General features: G+C 69.4%; 21 protein-coding genes. 9 read left to right on the top strand and 12 right to left on the bottom strand.

What is annotated here, in order from left to right; all coding sequences use genetic code 11:
- Positions 1 to 125: 125 nt before the first annotated feature.
- From EV653_RS33465 to EV653_RS33475, 3 genes are all read right to left on the bottom strand, one after another.
- Positions 126 to 797, bottom strand: a complete 672-nt coding sequence (locus tag EV653_RS33465; RefSeq protein ID WP_134108911.1) for a hypothetical protein — start codon at positions 795 to 797, stop codon at positions 126 to 128.
- A gap of 163 nt (positions 798 to 960) precedes the next feature.
- A complete protein-coding gene (locus EV653_RS33470) occupies positions 961 to 2,169 on the bottom strand; it encodes an MFS transporter (RefSeq protein ID WP_134108913.1) in 1,209 nt (402 codons plus the stop codon).
- An 84-nt stretch (positions 2,170 to 2,253) separates the two neighbouring features.
- On the bottom strand, positions 2,254 to 2,751 hold the full coding sequence (locus tag EV653_RS33475) for a GyrI-like domain-containing protein (RefSeq protein ID WP_134108916.1): 498 nt from the start codon (positions 2,749 to 2,751) through the stop codon (positions 2,254 to 2,256).
- A 138-nt stretch (positions 2,752 to 2,889) separates the two neighbouring features.
- On the opposite strand from EV653_RS33475, the gene EV653_RS33480 reads away from it, so the two are divergent.
- The gene (locus EV653_RS33480; protein WP_134108918.1) at positions 2,890 to 3,315 is read left to right on the top strand and encodes a CBS domain-containing protein; all 426 of its coding nucleotides are present in this window, start codon (positions 2,890 to 2,892) and stop codon (positions 3,313 to 3,315) included.
- Positions 3,316 to 3,372: 57 nt separating this feature from the next.
- Here the strand turns inward: EV653_RS33480 and EV653_RS33485 are convergent, their stop codons facing one another.
- Both EV653_RS33485 and EV653_RS33490 read right to left on the bottom strand, forming a co-directional pair.
- Complete coding sequence (locus EV653_RS33485; RefSeq protein ID WP_134108919.1) at positions 3,373 to 4,722, bottom strand: M16 family metallopeptidase; 1,350 nt, start codon at positions 4,720 to 4,722, stop codon at positions 3,373 to 3,375.
- Positions 4,719 to 6,026: a M16 family metallopeptidase gene (locus EV653_RS33490; protein WP_134108921.1), complete on the bottom strand. Its 1,308-nt coding sequence runs from the start codon at positions 6,024 to 6,026 to the stop codon at positions 4,719 to 4,721. Before EV653_RS33490 ends, EV653_RS33485 begins: the two co-directional genes overlap by 4 nt.
- Before the next feature lie 115 nt (positions 6,027 to 6,141).
- Here EV653_RS33490 and EV653_RS33495 point away from each other — a divergent pair, with 115 nt between their 5' ends.
- Together EV653_RS33495 and EV653_RS33500 are read left to right on the top strand one after the other, a co-directional pair.
- Entirely contained in the window at positions 6,142 to 6,489 is a 348-nt protein-coding gene (locus EV653_RS33495; RefSeq protein ID WP_238160600.1) for a YciI family protein, read from the top strand.
- On the top strand, positions 6,482 to 7,714 hold the full coding sequence (locus tag EV653_RS33500) for an RNA polymerase sigma factor (protein ID WP_134108923.1): 1,233 nt from the start codon (positions 6,482 to 6,484) through the stop codon (positions 7,712 to 7,714). Before EV653_RS33495 ends, EV653_RS33500 begins: the two co-directional genes overlap by 8 nt.
- Here EV653_RS33500 and hisN read toward each other — a convergent pair.
- Positions 7,698 to 8,477: a histidinol-phosphatase gene (gene hisN, locus EV653_RS33505; protein ID WP_134108925.1), complete on the bottom strand. Its 780-nt coding sequence runs from the start codon at positions 8,475 to 8,477 to the stop codon at positions 7,698 to 7,700. The genes EV653_RS33500 and hisN overlap by 17 nt on opposite strands.
- 148 nt (positions 8,478 to 8,625) lie before the next feature.
- On the opposite strand from hisN, the gene EV653_RS33510 reads away from it, so the two are divergent.
- Positions 8,626 to 9,120 carry a DUF2231 domain-containing protein gene (locus EV653_RS33510; protein WP_134108927.1) on the top strand — a complete coding sequence of 165 codons (495 nt, stop codon included), beginning with the start codon at positions 8,626 to 8,628 and terminating at the stop codon, positions 9,118 to 9,120.
- On the opposite strand, the gene rsgA is transcribed toward EV653_RS33510, so the two are convergent.
- The 4 genes from rsgA to EV653_RS33530 all read right to left on the bottom strand — a co-directional run bounded on the left by rsgA (position 9,110) and on the right by EV653_RS33530 (position 12,877).
- Positions 9,110 to 10,135: a ribosome small subunit-dependent GTPase A gene (rsgA, locus tag EV653_RS33515; RefSeq protein WP_134108929.1), complete on the bottom strand. Its 1,026-nt coding sequence runs from the start codon at positions 10,133 to 10,135 to the stop codon at positions 9,110 to 9,112. The genes EV653_RS33510 and rsgA overlap by 11 nt on opposite strands.
- A complete protein-coding gene (aroA, locus tag EV653_RS33520; RefSeq protein WP_134108931.1) occupies positions 10,135 to 11,406 on the bottom strand; it encodes a 3-phosphoshikimate 1-carboxyvinyltransferase in 1,272 nt (423 codons plus the stop codon). The genes rsgA and aroA overlap by 1 nt, the downstream gene beginning before the upstream one ends.
- A 69-nt stretch (positions 11,407 to 11,475) precedes the next feature.
- Positions 11,476 to 12,087, bottom strand: a complete 612-nt coding sequence (locus EV653_RS33525) for a DoxX family protein (RefSeq protein ID WP_134108933.1) — start codon at positions 12,085 to 12,087, stop codon at positions 11,476 to 11,478.
- Positions 12,088 to 12,145: 58 nt separating this feature from the next.
- Complete coding sequence (locus tag EV653_RS33530; RefSeq protein WP_134108934.1) at positions 12,146 to 12,877, bottom strand: DsbA family oxidoreductase; 732 nt, start codon at positions 12,875 to 12,877, stop codon at positions 12,146 to 12,148.
- 69 nt (positions 12,878 to 12,946) lie between these two features.
- Between EV653_RS33530 and EV653_RS33535 the strand changes: the two genes are divergently transcribed.
- The 5 genes from EV653_RS33535 (at position 12,947) to EV653_RS33555 (ending at position 18,770) form a co-directional block, all read left to right on the top strand.
- On the top strand, positions 12,947 to 13,789 hold the full coding sequence (locus tag EV653_RS33535) for an aminoglycoside phosphotransferase family protein (protein ID WP_134108936.1): 843 nt from the start codon (positions 12,947 to 12,949) through the stop codon (positions 13,787 to 13,789).
- Positions 13,790 to 13,842: 53 nt separating this feature from the next.
- A complete protein-coding gene (locus EV653_RS33540; RefSeq protein ID WP_166679651.1) occupies positions 13,843 to 16,125 on the top strand; it encodes an ATP-binding protein in 2,283 nt (760 codons plus the stop codon).
- A 126-nt stretch (positions 16,126 to 16,251) separates the two neighbouring features.
- Positions 16,252 to 16,722, top strand: a complete 471-nt coding sequence (locus tag EV653_RS33545) for a hypothetical protein (RefSeq protein WP_134108940.1) — start codon at positions 16,252 to 16,254, stop codon at positions 16,720 to 16,722.
- Positions 16,723 to 16,836: 114 nt separating this feature from the next.
- Positions 16,837 to 17,505 carry a DUF4097 family beta strand repeat-containing protein gene (locus tag EV653_RS33550; protein WP_134108941.1) on the top strand — a complete coding sequence of 223 codons (669 nt, stop codon included), beginning with the start codon at positions 16,837 to 16,839 and terminating at the stop codon, positions 17,503 to 17,505.
- 41 nt (positions 17,506 to 17,546) lie between these two features.
- Positions 17,547 to 18,770, top strand: a complete 1,224-nt coding sequence (locus EV653_RS33555) for a serine hydrolase domain-containing protein (RefSeq protein WP_134108943.1) — start codon at positions 17,547 to 17,549, stop codon at positions 18,768 to 18,770.
- 52 nt (positions 18,771 to 18,822) lie between these two features.
- Here EV653_RS33555 and EV653_RS33560 read toward each other — a convergent pair whose 3' ends face one another.
- Positions 18,823 to 19,032 (bottom strand): hypothetical protein, encoded by a 210-nt coding sequence (locus tag EV653_RS33560; protein WP_134108945.1) that lies wholly within the window; start codon positions 19,030 to 19,032, stop codon positions 18,823 to 18,825.
- Positions 19,033 to 19,052: 20 nt separating this feature from the next.
- Positions 19,053 to 20,276, bottom strand: coding sequence for a M20/M25/M40 family metallo-hydrolase (locus tag EV653_RS33565; protein ID WP_134108947.1), 1,224 nt, complete (start codon positions 20,274 to 20,276; stop codon positions 19,053 to 19,055).
- Between the last annotated feature and the right edge of the window lie 23 nt (positions 20,277 to 20,299).

Here is a 20,299-nt window from a genome sequence, read left to right on the forward strand (position 1 = left end):
CGGGCGGCGGGCGCGGATCGTCCGTCCGTTTGCGGGGTTGACCCCTGAGGTGGTCGGTTGGCTCCTGAGAATCTGGGTGGACAACCGACAATCTCAGGGGTCAACCCCTCACATGGGGCGACCCCTTAGTGGGCTGCGGCTTCCTTCCACGTGGCGAGTTTTTGGTCGAAGGTGCGGTCCCATTGGGGGTCGGGGAGAGCCTGCGCGTAGCGGTCCAGGGCCAAGGGCGCCAGGGTGGCGGTGGTTTCGGGGGAGTTGGTGGTGACTACGGCCAGGCGCACCACGAAGGTGACCAAGCGGGTGAGCTTTGAGTGGTCCTTGGTGGATTCCAGCTCTTTGAGTTGGGAGCGGAGTTGCTTGATGGTGCGCAGAGCGGCGCGGTGCTCACCTCGGCCGGGGGCCTGGGTGAGGTCGTCGGCGGGGATACCCAGGAGTGCGGCGAAGGGCTCCAGGTCCGCGTCGTCGGAGGACGTGGCGGCGGACTTGCCGAAGCGGCGCGGTTTGTCGGCCTGGAGGCGGTTGGCGAGTTGGTCGAGTAGTTCGTCCAGGCGCTGGACGACCTGGGGGAGGACACCGTCGGCGGTTCTGCGACGGTTGGTTGCCAGCGCGGTGACACGGTCGTGTTCTGCTTCGACGGTCGCGCGCAGCGTGTCGGGCCAGTCGTCGAGACCGGTCAGCTCCTCCTGCGGGGGAGCGGACGCGTTCAGGTCACCCGCCTGCAACGGCTTGGCGCCGGAGCGGGCCGCGTCGATCTCCTGCTCGAGCTTCTTCTGCGGACCCGGAACGATTGAGCTCACACGTCCAGCTTAGTGTCTCGCAAGCGCTGTAGCTCGACGCTATCGGCGCCCAGGCACGCACCTCGCGGCACTTGAGCAGCGCCCACGATGCTCCGCATCGAGGCCACTACTCAAGCACCCCGATGCACGCACCTGGACACCGCTATCGCTCGAGCTACAGCGCTTACGAGACACGACGCAGGTTCCAGACGGAAGGGACGACCAGCGTGAGCACGGTGATCAGGACGAAGAGGGCGGCGCCGTACAGTTCGACGGCTTTGACGCTGACCACCGCAGCGACGTATCCGACGGTGAGCTGACCCACGGGACCGGCGATGAACGAACCGAGCATGTCGTACGACGAGACGCGGGAGAGCTTCTCGATCGGGACGTGCTGGCCGAGGGCGGTCTCCCAGCTGATGCCGAAGATGTCGAAGCCGACGCCGAGGAGGAACGCCGCGATCGCCATCGCCCAGGTGTAGGGCAGGAGCGCCAGGCACAGCATGACCGGGACCGTGAGCAGCATGCCGAGCATGCCCGTGCGGAGCGGACGGCGTGGTTTGAGGCGGAGCATGATGATGCCGCTGGCAACTAGTCCGGCGCCGAAGCACGCGCTGACCACGCCCCAGCCGGTTCGCCCGAACGTACGGTCCGCGATCACCGGGCCGAGCGTCTGGTAGCACGCGGTGAAGATCAGGTTCAGCAGGCCGAACGCGAGCACGATCACCCAGATCCATTGCCTGGAGACGAACTCGCTCCAGCCGTCGCGCAGGTCGGTCAGCATCGAGGTGGCCGCGCGTTCGATCCGTGGGATCGTCAGGCGGGACAGCAGCGCGGCGGCGATCAGGAACGTCGCGGCGTCGACCGCGAGCCCGACGCCGGGACCGGTCAGCCCGACGATCACACCCGCGACCGCGCCGCCGCCGATCATCGCGCTCGACCGGGCGAAGCCGGCGATCGCGTTCGCCTGCGGGAGTTCGCTGCGGTCCACGATCGACGGGAGGATGCCGGTCATCGCGGGCATCACGAACGCGGCCGCGATCCCGTTGACCGCCTCGATCGCGGCGAGTTGCCAGATGGTCGCGTGCCCGGAGAGGACCAGCGTTGCGGCGAGTCCCTGCGTGAGTCCGCTGACCGTGTTGGCGACGACCAGTACGAGGTGGCGGGGGAGCCGGTCGGAGATGACGCCGCCGATCAGCAGGAAGACGATGTTCGGGATGCTGCGCGCCGCGAGCACGATGCCGACCGCGCTCGCGGAGTCCGACACATCCAGTACTGCGAACACCAGCGCCACGGGCGCGATCGTCGAGCCGAGGATCGAGATGAACCGCGCGGAGATGAACAGCCGCACGTCCCGATGCCGCAGTACGGCCAGATCCTGCCGGAACCCCACAACGCCCCCTCCGTCATCCCGAACCCGCTGATCCTACGGCCGGCCGGTCCGACCTGGCGGTCAGTTTTCGCAGGGCAGAGCGCGCTAGCCGTCGGCGAGCCGCATCTCGAGCTCGACCTCCCACTTGGTCTTGCGCGGTTCGGTGCGGGGATCGGTCCGGAACGCCTCGTACCTGCACCCGAAGAGATCGCCCTCGGGGACCTCGCGGCGATCGAGGGCCAACTGCTGGTCGGCGATCCAGTCGAGCAGGGCGCGGTTGGCCCGGAGCGAGTGGTTACGGTACGTGAGCGTGGCGTACCGCCCGGCCGGGAGCGTCGCCGGGCGCACACGGTCGTCGCCGGGCAGCGGCTTCGGAGTCATCATGCCTACTTCAAGATCCATCGGCCCGGCCATGTCGATCACGTGCAGCCGGAGGAAGAACATCCCGGAGTCGTCGACGCCCGCCGTACGAAGCCAACCGAACAACTCGTCGAGCAGTTCGTTGCGCTTGGCCAGCATGCCGCGGAACGGCGTGATCACCCGGATGCCGAGGTAATGCTGCTCCGGTCGCTCGACCACCCGCGGTGCCTCGAGTAGGTCCACGCTCGTCTCCTCGGTCGCTCGACTATATGCAGGCTGCGTAGGTAATTCTCTACACCTACATGTCCTTCGTTGTCACTGGGTGTGATGGGGCGAATGCCGTTACCTTGGGGTATTGGTCCTCGATCTGCAGGAGGCTCCGTGAAGATCAACGACGTACTGCGTGGCAAGGGCAATCAGGTCGTCACCATCTCCCCAGAAGCCACTGTCACCGAGCTGCTCGCCCTGCTGGCCGAGAAGAACATCGGCGCGGTGGTGGTCAGCGCGGACGGGTCGACGGTGTCCGGGATCGTGTCGGAGCGTGACGTGGTGCGGCTCTGGAACGGTACGCCGGACGCGGGCGACGTGCGCGTGAGCGCGATCATGACGGCCGAGGTACACACCTGTACGCCGGACGACCTGATCGACAACCTGATGCGACTGATGACGGACCGCCGGATCCGGCACGTCCCGGTCGTTGTCGACGGCAACCTTGCCGGGCTGGTCAGCATCGGCGACGTGGTCAAGTCCCGCATCGGCGAACTCGAGTTCGAGAGGGAACAGCTCTCCAACTACATCAGCAGCTGATCGGGCCGGGCTGTTCCTCCACCCGGACGAGTGCCGCGCGGAGGAACAGGTGACCCGTCAGCTCAGGTCGATCAGGTCGCCGAGGTCGAGGCCCTCGAGCTGCGGCCGGACGTCCTTGGCTTCCCCGACGACGACGACCAGCAGGCCGTCGGTCCCGACGTACCGGCGGTAGGCGTCGGTCGCCTCGGCCGCGGTGGTCGCCGCGATCTGACTCAGATAAGTGTCGGCGAAGTCGACCGGTACGCCGTTCGCGATGTTGCTGCCGACCTGCTGGGCGACCGAATCGGCCTGCTCGTAGCGCAGCGGAGCGGTGCGGATCAGGCTGTCCTTCGCCTCCTGGACCTCCTGCTCGGTGAGGCCGTCGCGGGCCTCGCGCAGGATGCGCAGCGCGTCACCGATCGCTGCGCCGGTCACCTCGGTCCGTACGGCGCCGCCGAGGCTGAACGTCCCGCCCTTGCGCGGCGCGGCGAAGCTGGTCCGCGTGCCGTACGTGTACCCCTTCTCCTCACGCAGCACGGTGTCCACGCGGGAGGTGATCGTCCCGCCGACCACGTGGTTCGCGACCGCGGCCGAACCCCAGCCCGGGTCGCGGCGATCCGGACCCGCGCAGCCGATCAGCAGTTGGCTCTGCACCGAGCCGGGCCGGTTGACGAGCACGACGCGATTGCCCGGAATGTAGATCGGCTCCGGCGTCTCGAGCGCCGTCCCGGCCGTGGACGTCCAGTTGCCGAACGCTTCGTCGATGATCGCGGCCGCGTCGACACCGGTCGCGTCGCCGGCGAAGAGGATCTCCGCCCGCTCCGGCCCGATGTTGCGGCGGTAGAAGTCGGCGACCTCGACGTTGGTCAGCGGCCGGATCGTGTCCGGCGTACCAGCGGTCGGGCGGGAACGACGGGTCGACGAGTCGAACAGGTGCGACGCGAACGCCTCGCGCGCCCGGTACCCGGCGTTGGCGCGTTCCTGGTTGATCTCGCCGAGCCGGATCGTCACGTGCCGTCCGACATCGGCCTGGTTGAACGCGGGCCGCGTGATCGCCTCGGCGAGCAGCGCGACGGCCGGCGCGAGATGCGACACCGGTACTGAGATCTCCACGTGCAGCGCGTCCGAGCTGACATCCACGCCGTACGCCGCTCCGTGCCGCTCCAACGCGGCCGCGAACTCGTTGGCCGAATGCAACTCGGTGCCCTCGTCGAGCGTCCGCGACATGATCGTCGCGACGCCCTCGAGCTCACGCGGCTCGGCGATCAGCGGCATCGCGATCGTGACGCGCACGGTGGCGACGTACTGCCCGGGGCGGTCGAAGACGTGCACCGGCGTACCCACGCTGGTCCGCGTGGTCACCGCCTCCGGGAACCTCCACGGACGCGGTGCGCCGACAGCCGGTGGGGTGGTCAGAACCTGGCTCATTCCTGCTCTCCTGCCGTCTCTGCCATCTCTGATTTGGCCTCCTGACGGCGGTAGCTGACCTGCACCCGTCCGGCCGCACGGATCCACTTGGCCGCGGCCGCCTGCACCTGCTCGACGGTCACGGCCTGGACCTGGTCGATGCGGGTGTTGATCCGGTTCGGGTCGCCGAACAGCAACGCGTAGTGCGAGATCTCGTCGGCCCGGCCGGCGCACGTCGCCAACTGCTCCAGCCAGTCCCGCTCGGCCTGCGCCTGCACGGTGGCCAGCTCTTCCGAGGACACACCCTCGGTTGCAAGCTTCTCGATCTCCTCGAGCAGCGCGTCCTCGACTTTCTGCAGGTCGACGCCGTCCGACGCGATCCCGGTCAGCGTCCCGAACGAGACGCCGCCGATCAGCGGCAGCGCGCCGCCGGACACCGACTGCGCGATCTGCTCGTCGCGGACCAGCCGCCGGTTCAGCCGGCCGCTCTGCCCGGCCGCGAGGATGTCGAGCGCGAGCCCGGCCGCGTCGAGCTCCGGAGTACCGTCCACCGGCAGCCGGAACATCATCGTGATCAGGTCGGACGGTACGTCGGACTCCACGTCGTCACGCTGTACGTCGGTCATCGGCCCGATCGTCCCGTCCGGCGCCGGCGGCGGCGTGGGGATCGCGGGCAGGTGGCCGAAGTACCGCTTGGCGGCGTCGAACGCGTCGTCCTCGGACACGTCGCCGACGATCGTCAGGACGGCGTTGTTCGGGCCATAGTACTTGCGGAAGAACGCGTGCACGTCCTCCAGCGACGCCGCGTCGAGGTCGGCCATCGAGCCGATCGTCATATGCGCGTACGGGTGGCCCTCGGGGAACGCGAGCCGGACGAGCCGCTCGTACGAATCGCCGTACGGGCGGTTGTCGTAGCTCTGTCGCTTCTCTTCCTTCACCACGTCGCGCTGGTTGTCCAGGTTCTCCTGGTTGACCGCGTCGAGCAGGTAGCCCATCCGGTCCGCCTCGAGCCAGAGCGCGAGGTCGAGACCGCCGCTGGGCAGCGACTCGAAGTAGTTGGTGCGATCGAAGAACGTGCTCGCGTTCAGGCTGGCGCCGGCGGTCTCCAGCAGGCTGAAGTGCTGACCGGACGCGACATTGCGCGACCCCTGGAACATCAGGTGCTCGAAGAGGTGCGCGAACCCGGTCAGACCCGGTGGTTCATGGCGCGATCCGACGTCGTACCAGAGGTTGACGGCGACGATCGGGACAGCGCGGTCCGAGCTCACGACGACCCGGAGGCCGTTGTCGAGCGTCTGCTCCGCGATGGGGTACGTCAAGGGCATACCGGCCACCATACGTGCTCACGAAATTCGCGGCAGGTCGTGTCGATTCCGGCCCGGGTCGCGCATCGGAGTGGTAGATGCTGTAACCGGCAGCGGACGAGAGAGGTGACCCCCAGTGGGCAAGTACCTGGTGATGATCTACGACGACGAGGCGAAGTGGGCCGCGGACGACGGATCGGTGATGGAGCAGAACCACAAGAACCATCAAGCGTTTGCCGAGGCCAATGGCTCCGCGATCCGCGGCGGCGGGCAGCTCGACGGGAGTGAGACCGCGACCTCGATCCGCGCGGACGGAAACGGCGGGTACGTCGTCACCGACGGCGTCTTCGCCGAGACCAAGGAAGTGATGGGCGGGTACTACATCATCGAGGCGGCCGACCTGGACGAGGCGCTCGCGATCGCGAAGCAGGTGCCGTCGCCGACGGGTGGTGTCGAGGTCCGCCCGCTGGTCAACGGTGGCTGACCTGGACACCCAGGAAATAGCGCAGGCGGTCGCGGAAGCCCACTCGACCGAGTGGGCCTCCGTGCTCGCCGCGACCGCACGCGTCGCCGCCGACCTCGATCTGGCCGAGGACTGCGTGCAGGACGCGTACGCGAAGGCGCTGGTGCACTGGCGGGAACAGGGTGTGCCGCGCAAGCCCGGCGCGTGGTTGACGACCGTCGCCACGCGGCGGGCGTTGGAGCTTCGGCGGCGAGCTGATGTTGCTCGCCGGAAGCTGCCGTTGCTGGTGCCGGTCGAGGACGTTCCGGACGGGACGTTTCCCGATGACCGGTTGCGGTTGGTGTTCACGTGCTGCCACCCGGCACTGGCGCAGGAGGCGCAGGTCGCGCTGACGCTGCGGCTGGTGTGCGGGTTGTCGTCGGCGGAGATCGCGAGAGCGTTCCTGGTGAAGGAAGCCACGATGCAGGCGCGCATCACGCGCGCCAAACAGAAGATCTCGCGGACCGGCATCCCCTACCGCATCCCGCGCGCCGACGAGTTGCCGGAGCGCATCGAGGCCGTGCTCGACGTGGTTCACCTCGTGTACACGGCAGGTCACACAGCAGTGGACGGCGACGGGCTGAGCCGGCCGGACCTCGCCCGCCGGGGGATCGACCTGGCGCGGATGATGCGGATGCTGCTGCCGGACAGCGCGGAGACGGCGGGTCTGCTCGCGCTCTTGTTGCTCACGCAGGCGCGGGAGGCATCGCGGGTCGAGGCCGGCCGCTTGGTGCTGATGGAGGATCAGGACAGATCACGATGGGATCAGGGACTGATCGCCGAGGGGCTGGAGCTGGTGCCGGAGGCCCTCGCTGGCCGGCCGGACGTGGGTGCGACGGTCGGGCGGTTCGCGGTGATGGCCGCCATTGCCGCCGTCCATGCGGAGGCGGGGCGGTGGGAGGACACCGACTGGGGCGAGATCCTCGGCCTCTACGACGTGTTGCTGGCCCGTTGGCCGTCGCCGGTCGTCGCCTTGAACCGGGTGGTGGCGCTGAGCTACGTGGCCGGACCGGATGCGGCGCTGCGGCAGCTGCCCGACGACCCGGCGTTGGCGACGTACCCGTATCTGGCGTCTACCCGCGCGGAGTTGCTCTGGCGCACCGGGAGAACAGAAGAGGCGCGGGCGGCGTACGAGGAGGCGCTGGCGTTCACCAGCAACCCGGTGGAGGCCGAGTTCCTGCAGCGCAGGATCACTCGAGGCGCTTGAGTACTTCGTCGTGGAGGCGGCCGTTGGTGGCGACCGCGTTGGGCCCGTTGGGGCCCGGGGCGCCGTCGACCGAGGTGAACCTGCCGCCGGCCTCGTCGACGATGATGGCCAGCGCGGCCATGTCGTAGAGGTTGAGCTCAGGCTCCGCGGCGATGTCGACCGCGCCCTCCGCGACGAGCATGTACGACCAGAAGTCCCCGTACGCGCGGGTCCGCCAGACCGAGTCCATCAGGTCGGCCCACTGGTTCTTCTTGCCGAGCTTCTCCCAGCCCTTGAGCGACGCGTACGACAACGAGGCGTCCTCGATCCTGCTCACGTCGCTGACCCGGCACGGCTGCGACGAGTGCAGCGCGCGGCCGGTCCAGGCGCCGTCGCCGTACGACGCCCACCAGCGCTTGCCGAGCGCCGGCGCGGAGACCACGCCGACGACGACCTGGTCCTCGATCATCAGGCTGATCAGCGTCGCCCAGACCGGGACGCCGCGGATGTAGTTCTTGGTGCCGTCGATCGGGTCGACCACCCAGCGGCGGACGCCCCAGCCGCTGGTGCCGTCCTCCTCGCCCACGAACGCGTCCCGCGGACGGGCCCGGGCGAGCGTCTTGCGCATCACATCTTCGACCTTCTTGTCCGATTCGCTCACCGGGGTGAGGTCGGGCTTGGTGGCCACGTGCAGGTCGAGCGCCTTGTAGCGGTCCATCGTGGTCGAGTCCGCGTCGTCGGCCAGGATGTGGGCGAGCCGCAGGTCATCCGTGTGCGAAGGCATGCCGGAAGGCTAGCCTGAGCACCGCTCCAGCGGGCCGGCCGTCCGCGAAGTGTTGCGGATCGGTTGCGGCCCAGATTGAACCGAACGCGGTCGTTGAACGTGCCATTAGGGTCTGACCACGTCGTTACGACTCCCATGGAGGCTGTCCATGTTCGAGCGCTTCGGGGACCTGCCGCTGCACGTGCTCGTGATCCATCTCGCAGTAGTGGTACTGCCGGTGGCCGCGCTCACCGCGATCGTCTTCGCGCTGGTGCCGAAGTGGCGCTGGTTCCTGCGCTGGCCGGCCCTCGTGCTCGGCCTGGGTGCACTGGTGTGCGCGTTCGTCGCGAAGAAGAGCGGCGACGCGTTCGTGGCCGCGATCCCGCAACTGGCCAAGCTGGTCGACCTGCACAGGTCCCGGGGAAACTTGCTCCTGTGGTTCGTCCTGGCGTTCGCCGTGGTGGTGGTGGCCGCGTTCCTGCTGCTGAGTGGGCCGACGGCGCTGGCGAACGGAAAGGGTGCGAAGGCAACCACGAGCCGTCCGCTCGAGCTGGTCGTCACCGCGGCGGTCGTGGTGCTCGGGGTCGTCGTGATCTACCAGACCATCCGCACCGGCGACGCCGGCGCCCGGGCCGTCTGGAGCGGCACGCTGCCTAAGAAGTAGCGTCCGGCTCGGGGGTGGCATCGTGCTGGGTCTCGCGGCCTTCCCGGCTTGCCAGCAGGCGACGGAAGGAGGCGACCCGATCGGCGTCGGCCCGGCCCGCGGCGACAGCCTCGTCCAGCGCGCAGTCGGGGGCGGTCTCGGTGTGGGTGCAGCCACGGGGGCAGTCGGCGGCGATGTCGGCCAGGTCGGGAAACGCGCCGATCAGCTTGCCGGGGTCGACGTGGGCCAGGCCGAAGGAACGGATACCCGGGGTGTCGATGATCCATCCGCCCTCGGGCAGGCGCAGTACGAGCGTGTTCGTCGACGTATGACGCCCGCGGCCGGTCACCTCGTTGACGACGCCGATGGCCCGGTCCGCGCCCGGGATGAGGCCGTTGACCAGCGTGGACTTGCCGACCCCGGAGTGGCCGACGAGAACGCTCGTCCGGTCGTCGAGCTGCTCCCGGAGTTTGCTCAGGTCGCCACCCTGCTGGGTCGCCACCGACTCGACGCCGAGCGGGCGGTAGATCGACAGCAGCGGATCCGGGTCGGCCAGGTCGGTCTTCGTCAGGCAGAGCAGTGGCCGCATGCCGGCGTCGTAGGCCGCGACCAGGAAGCGGTCGATCAGTCCGGTCCGGGGCTCCGGGTTCGCCACCGCGACGACGATGACGAGTTGGTCCGCGTTCGCGACCAGGGGGCGCTCGACCGGGTCGTCGTCATCGGCGGAGCGGCGCAGCAGCGTCGTACGCGGGAGAACCTCGACGATCCGGGCCAGCGAGCCCTCGTCACCGGTGGCGTTGCCGTCCAGCTTGACCCGGTCGCCGACGATCACGCCGGTGCGGCCGAGCTGACGGGCCTTCATCGCGGTTACCTCGCGACCGCCGTCCGGACCGTCGACCCAGCAGGCGTACCGCCCGCGGTCGCGGGTGAAGACGAACCCGATCACGGCGTCGTCGTACGAGGGGCGGTCCTTGGTCCGCGGCCGAGTCCGGCGCTTGGGCCGGTCGTACTTGGCCTCCTCGTCGTACCGCGACATCAGCTCACGAGTCCCGACCACATGTCGGGGAACTCGGGCAGGGTCTTCGCTGTGGTTCCGATGTTCTCGACCTCCAGGCCGTCGACGAGCAGGCCGAGTACGGCGGCGGCGTGCGCCATCCGGTGGTCGTTATAGGTGTGGAAAAGCCCGCTGTGCAAGGTCTTCGGCCGGATCTCCAGCCCGTCCTCGAGCTGCGTGACATCCCCGCCTAGCGTATTGAACTCGGTCTCGAGCGCCGCCAGCCGGTCGGTCTCGTGGAAGCGCAGGTGCGCGATACCCCGCAGGTACGACGGACCGTCGGCGAAGGCCGCGACCGCAGCAATCACGGGCGACAGCTCGCCCACGTCGCTCAGGTCGAGGTCGACAGCCGCGACACGGCCCGTGCCGCGAACCGTCAGGCCGTCTGCCGACCGAGTCACCTCCGCGCCGAAGCGAGTGAAGATGTCGCGCAGCTGATCACCCGGCTGCGTGGTCTGCGTCGGCCACCCGGTCACGGTCACCGTCCCGCCGGTGATGACGGCCGCGGCCAGGAACGGCGCCGCGTTCGACAGGTCCGGCTCGATCGCGGTGTCCAGCGCGCGAATGGGGCCCGGGGCAACGACCCACCGGTTCGGCTCGGCGTCGTCGACCTGGACGCCGCGCTCGCGCAGCATGCCGACCGACATGTCCAGGTGCGGCTGGGACGGCACCGGCTTCCCGTCGTGCCGGATGTCGACGCCCTCGTCGTACCGCGCGCCGGCCAGCAGCAACGCCGACACGAACTGGCTCGACCCGGACGCGTCCAGCGTCACCTTCCCGCCCCGCACCGAGCCGGTGCCCGACAGCGTGTACGGCATCCGCCCGGTGCCACCGTCGTCGATCTGTACGCCGAGGGTCCGCAGCGCGCCCAGGATCACGCCCATCGGACGCTCCCGCGCGTACTCGTCGCCGTCGAAGGCGACCAGACCGTCAGCCAGCGCGGCGACCGGCGGCACGAACCGCATCACGGTGCCGGCGAGACCACAGTCGACGGTGGCCGGGCCCTTGAGCGAGCCAGGGGTGACCGTGACCGTCGTACCGCTCTCAGCGATGCCTACGCCGAGCGAGACCAGGGCGGACCGCATGAGGGTGGTGTCCCGCGCCGCCAGCAGCCCGGTCAGGTGTGACGGACCGTCGGCGAGTGCGGTGAGGATGAGGGCACGGTTGCTGATCGACTTCGACCCAGGAACCGTGACCGTACCGCTCACGGCTCCGGTGGCCCGCGGCGCCGGCCAGCCCTGCAACTCGCTCATCCCACTCCCTCGACTCAGGTATCTCAGATATCTCAGGTATCTACAGCCCTGAGCCTAGGGCATGGCGAATCAGCCGAGGTGGAGTTCGGCCTTCGCGAGACGAGCAGCTTGCTTGGCCTCGCGGGCCAACTGCTTGGCCTCGCGCTTGGCGGCGTTCGCACCGCGCTTGGTCTCACGCTTGGCGGCCTTGGCACCGCGCTTGGTCTCACGCTTGGCGGCCTTCGCGCCGTGTGTGGCGCGCCAGGCGACGCCCGGCTTGCCCTCGGTGTCGACGGCGGCGAGCAGCAGACCGCCCATGATGCCCAGGTTCTTCATGAACTGGATGCGCTGCTGGTAGCGGACGGTCTTGTCCTTCTCCAGCCAGAACGGGTGGCCGGCGAGCGTCGTCGGCACCAGCGAAGCCGCCAGCAGGGACGCTCCGAGGCGACGGCCCTTGCCGGTCGCCAGGGCGAGGCCGCCGAGCACGTGGACCGCGCCGTTCAGCCGGACCAGGTTGGCGGTCGTGTCAGGGAGCCGGTCGCTGACCTGCGCCGGCGCGACCCGCTTCACCATCGGCACCAGCCGGTCGGTGACCGGCTGTGCCTTGGGTACCAGCGGCTCGGGGTTGCGGATCGCGTTCGCGCCCTGCGCGACGAAAATGACGGACAGCAACGGCCTGGCCAATGCGCGCACGACAGTCATGCCTCCTTCATACACCACGGTTTGTACGACTTCCGGTACCCACCGCTGATGCGGATGCTCAGATCGGGCAGCCATCCGGTCCGCAGGCGGCGTCACCGTCGGTCGTCGCGCCGGGTGCGGTAATGAGAGTTACCGGCTTCCGGTCCGCGTTCGCCCGGCGCAGTGCTTCCTGGAAGACCTCTACAGGCTGCGCCCCGCTCACGCCGTACTTCTCGTCGATGACGAAGAACGGAACGCCGTTCGCGCCGTACGCCAGGGCCTGTGCCTGGTCCGCGGCGACGTCGTCGGTGTACGTCGTACTCGCGAGGACCTCACGCACCTGCTCGGTGGGCAGACCGGCCTCGGTGGCCAGCTCGGTCAGCGTGGCGTGGTCACCGACCGGGAGGCCGTCGGTGAAGTACGCCTTGAGCAGCCGCTCCTTGAGGCGGCCCTGCGTCTCCGCGGGCACCTCACCGGCCTCCTCGAGCTCGCGAGCGAGGTGGAGCAACCGGTGCGCGTCCACGGTGTTCGCCGGCTTCGCCTGGTCGAGGTGGTACTCCAGACCGACCTCTGCGGCGATGTCGGTGACCTGTGCGTTGGCCTGCAGGGCCCAGTCGCGGCCGCGGCCGTACTTCTCGGCCAGCCGCGTGGCCAGGTCCCGCGGGTCGTCGTTCGTCGACGAGGGGTCAAGCTGGAAGCTGTGCCAGACGACCGTCGCGGTGTCGCCACTGGCAGCCAGGGCCTCTTCGAGCCGGCGCTTGCCGATGTAGCACCACGGGCAGACGACGTCGGACCACACATCAATGCGCATAACTGTCGCAACTGAGCACTTTCCGCACCTATTCCCAACCAGGTACCGGTGTGACGCGTCTGACGCTCCATGGACGACGAACTCGTGCGGACCCTCCTGAAGGATCAGCACCCGGACCTGGCGGACCTCGAGCTGCAGGAGGTCGTCGGGGGCTGGGGCAACCAGATGTGGCGCCTCGGTGAGGACCTGGCGGTCCGGATGCCCCGCACCCACGGATCGCCCGAACAGCTCCGGAAGGAGCACCGCTGGATGCCTGGCCTGGCCGCTCGTCTTCCGCTGCCGGTCCCCGCGCCGGTCCGCCTCTGTGAACCGTCGGACCGCTTCCCCAACCCGTGGCTGATCACCACCTGGGTCCACGGAGTACCCGCGGAGCACACACCGATCACGAACCCGGCCGCAGCCGACGTGCTGGCCGACTTCCTGCGGGCACTGCACACCGAGGCACCGGCGGACGCACCGGTCAGCGACCGGACCGCTCTGCCGCAGGGCCTGGGCTTCCCAGAGGTCCAGGAGTACGTCGGCCGCCACGACGCGCTCCGTGCGGTCTGGGAGGACGCGGCCGCGGCGCCGGCGTGGAGCGGGCCGCCGCTGTGGGTACATGGTGACCTGCACCCTGCCAACGTGGTCGTTGCCGATGGCACGCTTGCGGGCGTCGTCGACTTCGAGGAGCTGGGCTCAGGGGATCCGGCAACCGACCTCGCGTCCGCCTGGGTCCTGCTCCCGGACGGAGCCGCCGACCGCTTCTTCGACCGCTACCGGGCGGACGAAGCGACGGTACGGCGAGCTCGCGCGTGGGGTGTGATCCGTGCGCTGTTCCTGATCGCGATGGGCATCAACGGCGAGAAGGGCATCCCCGGCGGCAAGGCCCACTGGGGACCGGCTGGGCAGGCGGCACTCGAACGCCTGCTGTAATACCGCTGCAGAAATACGCCTGCTGCAGTACGGGATCCGGCGAAGGGCTGAGGGTGCGCGATGAGTTGGCGGGGCAGCTGTCACAGCTGCGGGACCTGACCGGCCGGAGCCTGCGTCAGCTCGCCCAGGACACCGACACGAGCAGTTCGTCCCTGTCGCGGTACTGCTCCGGGCAGGCCGTCCCGCCCTGGGCGGCTGTCGTGGCACTCTGCAAGGCGGCCGGTCGCGATCCGCGACCGCTGCGCGAGGTGTGGGAGCGCGCCAAGGACGGACCGGAGACGGCACCGCCCGCTGCTGTGAGCGTCCGGAACGACCTGCCGCACGACGTCACCGCCTTCACCGGACGCCGGGCCGAGCTGGACGTGCTCCTGGCCGCTGCAGAGACTATGTCGGCCGTAGCCATCGACGGTATGGGCGGAGTGGGAAAGTCGGCGCTGGCGGTGCATGCTGCGCACAGGCTGACCTCGCAGTTCCCCGACGGACAGTTCTACCTCGATCTTCACGGATTCACGCCGGGACGGGAACGAGTCGAACCCGCTGAAGCGCTACGCGTGCTGTTGTCCGCACTGGGGTTACCGCCAGGCCGGATTCCGGATCTGCTGGCCGAGCGGGCGGCGCTGTGGCGGTCGGAGCTCGCGACCCGGCGCGCGATCGTACTGCTGGACAACGCGGCAGATGCAGACCACGTACGAGACCTCCTGCCCGGTGCCGGGCAGATCTTCGTCGTCATCACCAGCCGGCGACGCATGGTGGAGCTGGACGGCGTACAGCCCGTCTCACTCGACGTTCTGCCGAGTGAGGACGCGGCGCGGCTGTTCGTCGAGTCCGCGGGCGGAGCCCGCCCGGGCGACGTGGACGAGGTACTGCGTCGTTGCGGGAACCTGCCACTAGCTATCAGGGTCGCAGCGGCCCGGCTGCGGCACCGACCGGCGTGGACGCTCGACACCCTGGTGGAGCGGCTGCGCGAGGGCGAGCTGGCGGTGTCGGACGTGTTCGAGATGTCACTGCGCCAACTCGACCCTGCGCAGCGGCGGATGTTCCGCCTGCTCGGCCTGGTCCCCGGCGAGGACATCGACGCGTACTGCGCGGCCGCACTCGCCGGGATCCCGCTCGCCAACGCCCGCTCGCTGCTCGAGGATCTCGTGGACGTCCATCTGGTCCAGGAGCCTGCTGCGGGCCGCTACCGGATGCATGACCTGCTCCGACAGGCCGCCCGCGCGGACGACCCGACCGCCGATCCGGTGCCGGCGGTCGCCCGGCTGGCCGACTACTACCTCAGCTGCATGCTGGTGGTGAAGAAGCAGATCCAGATCCTCATCCCGTTGCCGGTCACCGTGTCGCAGCCGCCGTCGGCGGTTCCCGAGCTCGACGGGCAGGACAGGGCCGTCGGCTGGCTCGATACCGAATGGGACAACCTCAACGCGACGTTTGCGCTGACCGTGCGGCTGGGCATCGACGTAGCGGCGGTCGGACTCGCACAGCTCGCCACGATGGCTCATGCGCGACGCGGTGGTTCCGTGCAGTTGCGCGAAGATCTCGAGGTCACCCTGCCCGCCGCCGAACGGCTCGGCGACCGTCGGCTGCTCGCCTCCCACCGGTATCTGCTGGGCAGCTTGCTGCTGCGCATGGGCCGGCTGGATGACGCGATGTCGGAGCTCGAGAAGGCCAGTGTGCTGATGGCAGCGGAAGGCGATGCCGTCGGCGAGGCCATGTCGCTGTTCCAGCAGGGCGAGGTCCAGGAGGAACTCGGGAACGCGGAGCGCGCAGTGGAGCTCCTGGAGCGCGCGGTGGCCGTGGTGCCGCCGCACGAGGTCGCCGTACGCGGGCGACTGCGCAGCAGCCTCAGTCATGCCCTGCTGAGCCTCGGTGACTATGCCGCGGCCCGTGAGGTCGCTGCGGACGTGTTGGAGACGGCTCGGGAGACCGACCGGCAGACCGCCCGGATGTGCCTGGAGGTGCTCGGACAGGCGGCACTGGGCCTCGGGGACGCCGAGACTGCGCTCGACCTCGCCGAACAGGCCGTAGTACTGAATCGGGTGACCCACCACGCGTTCTTCGAGGCAATCAGCCTCGCGGACGTAGCTGTGGCATTGCTCCACCTCGGGCGCATGGAGGAGGCGGCAGACCGACACGCCCAGGCGGTCGCGATGCTCGAACTGGCCGGTGAGCCGGACCGACTGGCCCGAGTCCACCTCCAGTTCGCAAAGGCCTGCCTGGGCACCGGCGACCGGGACACGGCTGCTCGGCACTTCCAGGAGGTCCTGGACCTCGCCACTGCTCACGGACTCGACTACCTGGCGCCAGAGGCGCGTTCCGGCCTGTCCCGCGCGTCCTGAGCTGTCCCGTCCCGTCCCGGGACAGCCGTACGACGAGGCAAAAGCGCAGGTCAGGCTCGGATTCAGCGTCCCGGACCCACTGGCACGGGTAGTCCGCGGACCTCGGGGCCGGTCAGGATCTCGGCCATGGACACGACGCCTTCGCTGCTCGCCCAACTGGATGCGTTGCCCGTGCTGTGGGAGGTGCGAGGCACCGTCCCCGCACCCGTCGGGTCAGTCGCCGACTTGTTGCTCGCCGTCGGCGAGGGACGCGTCGGCGACGACAACCTGCTCGTGCTGGCCCGGGCTTCGGCGGCACGACGGGGCGCGATGACGGTCGTCGGTACTGCGGGCAGGTACCGGGCCGAGCTCGCCGGCCAGGTCGAGCCGGTGGCGATCGAGGTGGACGACGCGCGGCTCGCCGTACAGAGCTGGTACGCCGGCGTCCACACCGCCACAGCGAGCGCTGAAGGAACCCTGGTGAGCCATCGCGTCCACCGGGTTCTACCCGACCACCCGGGGTTCGCGCCGGGGATCGCCGAGCTCGGTCTGCGGGCCCGGATGGCCCGTGATCTGGCCCAGGTCCTGGATGTCATCGCCGACCGTCTCGGCTGCTGACAGGCAGGGACGCCGGATGTCAGAGGCCGTGTCAGCAACGCGGCGGTCCGGTGTCAGGGCGGTCTTCGAAGCTTGTCCCAGTCGAACAACTCAACGAATCCGAAAGGTACGACAATGTCTACTTTCAACACCCCCGAGCCGATCTCCGCAGTCCTCGACATCCCCGCCGGCCGGATCGAGCTGGTCGCCGCCGACCGGGCCGACACCGCCGTCGAGGTGCGGCCCGCGGACCCCTCCAAGAGCCGTGACGTCAAGGCCGCCGAAGAGGCAAAGGTCGGGTACGCCGACGGCGTCCTGCGGGTCGAGATCGCCGCGAAGAAGCAGTACTTCGGACCGTCCGGGTACGTCGCGGTGAAGGTCGAACTGCCCGCCGGCTCCCAGGTCGAGGTGAAGGTCGCCAGCTCCGAGCTCCGGTCCACCGGGCGTCTCGGCGACGTGGCGATCAACAGCGCGCACGGCTCGATCGACCTCGAGGACGTCGCGAGCGCCCGCCTCACCCTGACCGCCGGCGACGTCTCGATCGGCCGCCTCAACGGCTCCGCGGAGATCCGGACCAGCAAGGGCGACGTCCGGATCGCCGAGGCCGCCGCCGGCGCGCTCGAACTGCGCACCGACGTCGGCGAGATCGAGGTCGGCGCCGCCGCCGGTGTGTCGGGCTCCCTGAACGCCGGCACCACCACCGGCCGGATCGACAACGCACTCAAGAACGCCGAAGGCGCCGGTGCGCAGCTGACCATCCACGCGACCACCACTGTCGGCGACATCGTCGCCCGCAGCCTCTGAACCTCACCTCACCTCACCTCCGATCGAAGGAGTACGCCACGATGTCCACCTCCAACGGCTTCACCGAAGCGGGCCTGCGCCGGCTGCACGACGTACTCGCCCGGCACGTCGACTCCGGGAAGATCCCCGGGGTCGTCGCCCTGGTCAGCCGGGGCGACGGGGAGCCGCACGTCGAGACGCTCGGGACCATGCGCCACGACGGCGGCGCCCCGATGCAGCGCGACACCATCTTCCGGATGGCGTCGACGTCCAAGCCGGTCTCGATCTCGGCCGCGATGGTGCTACTCGACGAGTGCCGGCTGCGGCTCGACGACCCGGTCGAGCCGTGGCTGCCCGAGCTCGCGAACCGTCAGGTGCTGAAGCGGATCGACAGCCCGGTGGACGAGACCGTGCCGGCGAAGCGGCCGATCACGGTCCGGGACGTGCTCACCTCGACGTTCGGGCTCGGCATGGACATGACGATGATCGGTACGCCGATCATGGCCGCCCTGTTCGAGCAGGGCATCACGCCGAACGGACCGGTGCCGATGCCCGAGCAGGACGAGTGGATGCGCCGGCTCAGCACGCTGCCGCTGATGTACCAGCCCGGCGAGCGGTGGCAGTACCAGATCAGCAGCGACCTGGTCGGCGTCCTCGTCTCCAGGGTCACCGGTCAGTCGTACGACGACTTCCTGCGCGAGCGGATCTTCGAGCCGCTCGGGATGAAGGACACCGGGTTCTGGGTGCCGGCCGACCAGATCGACCGCCTGCCTCCGCTGTACGCGCCGGACCCGGCGACCGGCGAGTTCCAGGTGTGGGACGAGGCGGAGGGCGGCCGGCACAGCGCTCCGCCGGCGTTCCAGGGCGGTGGCGGCGGGCTGAACTCCACCGCCGACGACTACCACGCGTACTTCCGGATGCTGCTGAACCACGGCGTGCACAACGGCGAGCAGATCCTGTCCAAGCCTGCAGTCGAGCTGATGACCAGCAACAGCCTCACACCGGACGTACTGGCCGCACGCGAGACGCTGGCCCGGGACAACGTGCACATCTCCTTCGGCCAGGGACAGCAGGGCGGCTGGGGCCTCGGGATGGCCGTCCGCACCTACCGGGGCGACTATGCGCCGATCGGTCAGTTCGGCTGGGACGGTGGCGCGGGTACCTCGACGTACGCCGACCCGGTCAACCAGATCGTCGGCATCCTGCTCACCCAGGTCGGTACGACGGTGCCGTCCGCGGTGCAGCTTGCCGGCGATTTCTGGACCACCCTCTACCAGGCCATCTGACCAACCGGCCGGACCGCTGAAGTCAGCGGTCCGGCCGACGGCTGTTCAGCTGTCATGCCCGAGCGCGCCGGTCACCGGCGTACCGCTCCAGCACCGCCTGGATCCGCCGGGCCGGCGCGGTTGCCCCGAGAGCGATCAGCCTGTCCAGTGCACGCTCCAGCGCCGGGACACCGGTCTGACGGTCGCCGGCCTCCAGAGCGGCTCGGCCCAGGCGTTCCTCGGCCAGAGCGAGCAGCAGGGGTCGGTTCGCAGTACGTACCACTTCAACAGCCTCCAGTTACCTCAGCCGCAGCGACGGACGGCGAGGACGGCGTAGGTGCGGGCAGCGTGCAGTACGTCGGCCAGCAGCACGTGCTCGTCCGCGGCGTGGGCGTACCGGACATCGCCAGGCCCGTACTGCAGCGTCGGGATGGCCGCGCCGGCGTACAGCCGCAGATCCGAACCGTATGGCGCGCCCTGGACTTGGGGGGCCGGCTTATCTGTGTCGATCACAGCCTGCACGGTATCGGTGAGCAGCGGGTCACCGTCCGGCAGGACCCCAGACGCGAATGCACCGCCCGGCCAGCTCACTTTCACCGGGTGATCGCGCAGCCAATCGTCCTCGATGCCGGCGACCGCGTCCTCGAAAGCCTTGCGCGCCGCATCGACCGGCTCACCGAGGCGTACGCCGTACCTGCCCTCGGCGATCAGGCGGTCGGGCACGGTGCTCGCCCAATCGCCGGCCGCGATCGTGCCGACGGAGAGAGGGTTCGCGAGGTCGAGGTGCGCGAGCAGCGGATGCGGATCAGAATTGCGCGCGGCCTCGAGCTTCTGCAGCGCGGTCTGGATCACCGTGAACTTCTCGATCGCGCTCACCCCGCGACTGCGTGTCGAGCCGTGCGTCGCCAGCCCCGGTACCTCCAGCCGGAACGTCAGCGAGCCCGCATTGGCGGGGATCACCGCTCCGGCTGTGGGCTCCGCGATCAGGCACGCCTCGCCACGATGACCGCGACGCAGTGTCGCGAACGCACCGAGTCCGCCGTCCTCCTCGCCGATCACCGTGTGCACGGCCAGCGGCTTGCGCAACTGGATGCCGGAGGCAACAATCGCCGCCACCGCGCCGAAGATCGCCGCGACACCGCCCTTCATGTCGCAGGTCCCACGCCCCCACATCACGCCGTCCTCGATCCGCGCGTCGAAGGCATCACCCGGCACCACATCCACATGCCCGTTGAAGATCAGCCCCGGCGTCCCATCCCCACCCAGCACGCCGACACAACCCCACGCCTCGCCCCGCTCGACCTCCATCCCCGGGAACTCCGGGTCGGACGTCAACCCCTCCAGGTCCAGCTGCCAGTGATCAACCGACGCCCCAAGCGCCCCCAGCCGCTCAGCACACCACGCCTGTACAACGTTCTCGGCCGCGGTGCCGTCAGCGCTGGGAATCCGCACCAGCTCGCGCAGCTCCGCGACGATCCGCTCATCGTCGATCGCCGCCAGGACGGCCTGCTCGGTCTCGTAAGTCACGCCACAGGAATACCACCGATCGG

This window comes from Kribbella pratensis, from assembly GCF_004365355.1.
Taxonomy (GTDB): domain Bacteria; phylum Actinomycetota; class Actinomycetes; order Propionibacteriales; family Kribbellaceae; genus Kribbella.

Bases quoted from the DNA above. Each gene is read 5' to 3' on its own strand.
- EV653_RS33525 (WP_134108933.1), bottom strand. From the start codon at position 12,087: ATGACTGTCGTGCGCGCATTGGCCAGGCCGTTGCTGTCCGTCATTTTC.
- EV653_RS33485 (WP_134108919.1), bottom strand. From the start codon at position 4,722: ATGAGCCAGGTTCTGACCACCCCACCGGCTGTCGGCGCACCGCGTCCG.
- EV653_RS33530 (WP_134108934.1), bottom strand. From the start codon at position 12,877: ATGCGCATTGATGTGTGGTCCGACGTCGTCTGCCCGTGGTGCTACATC.
- hisN (WP_134108925.1), bottom strand. From the start codon at position 8,477: ATGCCTTCGCACACGGATGACCTGCGGCTCGCCCACATCCTGGCCGAC.
- rsgA (WP_134108929.1), bottom strand. From the start codon at position 10,135: ATGTCGCGGTACGACGAGGAGGCCAAGTACGACCGGCCCAAGCGCCGG.
- aroA (WP_134108931.1), bottom strand. From the start codon at position 11,406: ATGAGCGAGTTGCAGGGCTGGCCGGCGCCGCGGGCCACCGGAGCCGTG.
- EV653_RS33510 (WP_134108927.1), top strand. From the start codon at position 8,626: ATGTTCGAGCGCTTCGGGGACCTGCCGCTGCACGTGCTCGTGATCCAT.
- EV653_RS33490 (WP_134108921.1), bottom strand. From the start codon at position 6,026: ATGCCCTTGACGTACCCCATCGCGGAGCAGACGCTCGACAACGGCCTC.
- EV653_RS33545 (WP_134108940.1), top strand. From the start codon at position 16,252: ATGGACACGACGCCTTCGCTGCTCGCCCAACTGGATGCGTTGCCCGTG.
- EV653_RS33535 (WP_134108936.1), top strand. From the start codon at position 12,947: ATGGACGACGAACTCGTGCGGACCCTCCTGAAGGATCAGCACCCGGAC.
- EV653_RS33555 (WP_134108943.1), top strand. From the start codon at position 17,547: ATGTCCACCTCCAACGGCTTCACCGAAGCGGGCCTGCGCCGGCTGCAC.
- EV653_RS33550 (WP_134108941.1), top strand. From the start codon at position 16,837: ATGTCTACTTTCAACACCCCCGAGCCGATCTCCGCAGTCCTCGACATC.